2 protein-coding genes are annotated in these 4,123 nt (G+C 71.3%); one reads left to right on the top strand and one right to left on the bottom strand.

Annotated features, from left to right (window positions below; translation table 11 throughout):
- Nucleotides 1-15 precede the first annotated feature (15 nt).
- Nucleotides 16-3,345, bottom strand: a complete 3,330-nt coding sequence (locus ACFU99_RS35565; protein ID WP_384400323.1) for a S8 family serine peptidase — start codon at nucleotides 3,343-3,345, stop codon at nucleotides 16-18.
- Between the two features lie 279 nt (nucleotides 3,346-3,624).
- Here ACFU99_RS35565 and ACFU99_RS35560 point away from each other — a divergent pair, with 279 nt between their 5' ends.
- Nucleotides 3,625-4,086, top strand: a complete 462-nt coding sequence (locus ACFU99_RS35560; protein WP_384400320.1) for a VOC family protein — start codon at nucleotides 3,625-3,627, stop codon at nucleotides 4,084-4,086.
- Nucleotides 4,087-4,123 lie beyond the last annotated feature (37 nt).

Here is a 4,123-nt window from a genome sequence, read left to right as displayed (position 1 = left end):
GCCCTACTCAGTGCGTCAGCTCACCACCTTCTCGATCTTGACGGCGCCGCTGCCCGCGGCCGTGCCCGAGGCGGTCAGGAGCTGGACCTCGCCGAAGAGGGCGCGGCCCGCGGGTGGGGCGCCCGCCGCTATGACCTCGGCGGTCACCTCGGTCTTGGCGCCGGTGGGCAGGTGGATCGGCTTGGTGGCGGAGGTGCGTACCTCGCCCAGGGACGGGGCGTAGTAGACGTCGCGGTAGTCGTACGCGGTGGAGCCGCTCGGGACCGAGTAGCCGGATATCTCGATGGTGTATTCGCCGGCGGGCGGCTTCGGGAGGGAGATCGACTCCTCGGAGTCGCCCTTGGTGGAGGACGCCACGACCTTGCCGTCCTTGTAGACGCTGAGGTCGAGATCGGCCTTGGCGTCGGAGACGTGGCCGATCGACGCGTCGAGGCGGGTGACGCCCTCGCCCAGGGTGACCTTCGTGGTCCGCGTCTCGCCCTGCTTGATCGTCGGCCGCTCCGTCACCGCCGAGCCGAGCTGCCCGCCGCGCAGCGTGCCCTCGACGGCGGCGAAGCCGTTGGACGCGGTCCAGGAGACGGCGGCCGGCGTGCCGGCCTTGGCCTCGGGGAGGGTGCGCTCCGCCGGGTCGAAGGTGACGCCCAGCGCCGTGGCCGTCAGCGTGAACGGGTTGTCCAGGTGCGGCGACGTGCGCCGGGACTCGACCTCGAACTCCCAGACGCCCGGCAGCGGGTCCGCGTACGAGCGCAGCTCCGGGCGGCAGGTGTTGGCCGGGTTCGGGTAGTTCGGGTAGCAGTTCGGCGTGGACGTGGGGTCGGCCGGGACGCCGTACGGGCTGATCGCTATCCACCGGGTCTGGCTGCCGGAGCGCAGGCCGCTCATCGCGACCTCCAGCGACTTGGCGCCCTTCGGCACGTCCACGAAGTACGACGTGGTGGCGTTCCGCTGGACGCTGCCCGACTCCTTGACCGCGTAGGACGGCTTCGCCAGCGGCTTCGCGGCGACGACGGTCGTCAGGATCTGCTGGTCCACGGGCCACGTGTGGTCGTCGTCCACGGTCAGGATCGCGCTGTGCACCCCGGCCGTACGGGCCTTGGCCCGCACCTTGACCGTGACCGGCCGGTTCAGCGGCAGCTTGATCTCGTTGTCGTCGCTGCCGCCGACGATGCGGAACGTGCCGTCGTTGTTCTTCCACCCCAGTTCGTGCCAGATGGGCCGGTCGGGGCCGGTGGTGCGGGTGATGCTGATGTCGTACGTCCGGTTCTCGCCCGTCTTCAGGCCGCCCTCACGGTCGTACAGCCCCGTGCCGAACCCCGGCGTCTTCAGCGAACCGGCCAGCGACGTGCTCACCGGCGCCTTCACCGTGTACTTCTGGACGCTCACGCCGTCCCGGATCGCCTCCCACGCCTCGTTCACGTCGATGAGGCCGGCGCCCTGCGCGTACGCCTGGACGCCCTTGATCTTCTTGGCGGTCGAGGTCAGCGCCGTGCGCAGCTCGGCCGGCGGCAGCGCGTGGTGACGCTCCTCGGCCGCTGAGAGCAGCAGCGCCGCCGCGCCCGTGGCCTGCGGGGACGCCATCGAGGTGCCCTGGAGCATCGCGTAACCCGGCGGCAGGTCGTACCCGGCCTCGGCGACCGGCGCCCCCGGCTCCCACGTGGGCACGGTGTTGACGGACGCGCCCGGCGCGGTGAGCGTCGGCGTGAAACCGCCGTCCTCGCGCGGGCCGCGCGAGGAGAACGGCATCATCGCGTTCTTCGTCTCCACCACGGACCCGTAGTCGGCCGCCCAGGTGTCCTTCGACACGGACGCCCCGACGCTGATCACCTTGTCCGCCACGGCCGGGTCGCCGATGGTGTTGACGCCCGGACCGTCGTTGCCCGCGGAGATGACGAGCTGGACGCCGTAGGTGTCGATGAGCCGCGTGTACAGCTCGGCGCGCGCGTTGTTGCCGTCGTTCAGCGGCGGCAGCCCGCCGATCGACATGTTGACGATGTCCACGCCCCGGTTCACGACCAGGTCGATCATGCCCTCGGTGAGCGCGACGGTGGTGCAGCCGCCGCTCCATGTGCAGGCGCGCGAGGAGACGAGCTTCGCGCCGGGGGCCGCGCCGTTCATCCGGCCGCCGAACAGCCCGTTCGCCGCGGTGATGCCCGCGACGTGCGTACCGTGTTCGGACTCGACCACGCCGATGTTGACGAAGTCGGCCTTCTTCCCCGTCCAGTCACCGCCGTACGGGTCCATCGGCACGTCCTTGCGGATCTCCACCACGAAGGGGATGCGCTCGGCGATCGGGGTGGCCGGGTCGTCCTTGCCGAAGTAGCCGACCTGGTGGTCCTCCTTGTACGGCCGCATCTCCTCGTCATTGCCGAAGTCGCCGTCGTCGTCGAGGTCCACGCGGACGGTGCCCTTGGCCGGGTCGTACAGCACGGCCCAGGAGTCCGTGGTGTCGCCGTCCCGGTTCAGGTCGCCCTTCATGTCGCCGCCGGCCGTCGCGCTCTCCCGGAAGAGGCTGACCTTGTACGAGCCCTCGGGCGCCCGGTACGTACGGCCGTTGAAGGAGAAGGCGGGGCCCTTGACGTCGGTCGTCATCGGCCGCCACGTGCCGTCCTGGTCCACTATCGGGTCGGTCGCCGTCACCCAGTCGGTGATCTTGCGCTCGCCGGTGGTGGTCTTCGCGAGCGCCGGGTGGCCGAGGTCGACGCCCGAGTCGAGGATGCCGATGGTCACGCCCCGCCCGTCGGCCTTGGGGTGCTCCTTCACGAAGTCCACGGCGCCCGTCTCGTGGGCGGGCTGGTACGGGTTCTTCGCCGGGGTGTGCTTGCCGGGCGCCGGATACGCGGCCTTGCCCGCGGTCCGCGCCGCCTTCATCCCCTTCGCCGCGTCGCCGCGCGGCGACGGGTCGGGGAGCTTGATCTCCTGCTTGAGGTCGATGCCGTGCACCGAGTCGAGCCGCTGCGCCTTGGCGATGACGGCGTCCGCCTGGGAGGTCGGCACGGTGGCCCGGACGTAGCCGAGCTTGTCGTACGTACGCCCCACCGAACCGCCCTTGACCGCGTCCACTTCCCCGGCGACCTGCGCGGTCCGGCCGGGGGCGGTGGCGATCATCAGCGTGACGTTCTTGTCGCCGTCCGCCTTGGCGTCGGCGAGCAGTTGGGCGTCGTGCGGGCCGAGTTTGGCCGCCGCGGCCGTCTTGGCCGGCCCGGAGCCGGGGTCCGCGCCCGGTCCGTGGCCCGCGGCCAGCGCGGGGATCGGCGCGGCGAGCGCGGCCACCAGGCCTGCGGCCACCGCTATTCGGGCCGTGCGTCTCGCGCCGCCGGCGGACGGGGCTTGAGGATCAGAGGTCATCGCGTCCTTCTTCGGTAAGGAAGGTCCGGAATCCGGAATCCGGAGACCGGTACCGGATGACCGATCACTTTCACGCAAGTGATGGCTGTTTGGGGAGGGTTGTCGGTGCCCAAAGTAATGATGGCGTAAATCCGCCATGTGCCACGAGTGAGGAAACGGCAATAAAGCCGTCAAGCGGTCAACGCCCGAGCGCCGGTTGACCGCCTTCGAAGGCCGCTCCTACTGTCGTCAGCAACGGGCGGCCGGGAGCGGCCCGGACCCCGGCGGGAGGGGAACCCCATGGCCTCGGCCAAGCTGCGCACCGGGCACGTCGGCCTCAACGTCACCGACATCGACCGCTCGATCGCCTTCTACACGCGGGTGTTCGGCTTCGAGGTGCTCCGCGAGGGCGCGGCCGACGCGGGGGAGGGCCGCCGCTTCGCGTTCCTCGGCCGCGACGGGGAGCTCGCGGTCACCCTCTGGCAGCAGGCCGGCAGCCCGTACGACGGCGACCGCTCCGGCCTCCACCACCTCGCCTTCGAGGTCGACCGCATCCAGGACGTACGGGCCGCCGAGGCCGTACTGCGCTCCATCGGCGCGGACTTCCACTACGAGGGCGTCGTGCCGCACGGGCAGGGCACGCCGTCCGGCGGCGTCTTCTTCCACGACCCGGACGGCATCCGGCTGGAACTCTTCGCCCCGTCCGGCGCGGAGGGGCTCGCGGCGCCGGTGGTGGAGGCGCCTACATGCGGGTTCTTCTGAGCCGCCGATGAACGGGCGGCTGCCCGCGGGCCGGTAG

Origin of the sequence: Streptomyces sp. NPDC057654, from assembly GCF_042800135.1 — a bacterium.
Taxonomy (GTDB): Bacteria; Actinomycetota; Actinomycetes; order Streptomycetales; family Streptomycetaceae; genus Streptomyces.
Note: the sequence above shows the minus strand (reverse complement) of the source record. Positions and strands in the feature narration are given on the sequence as shown.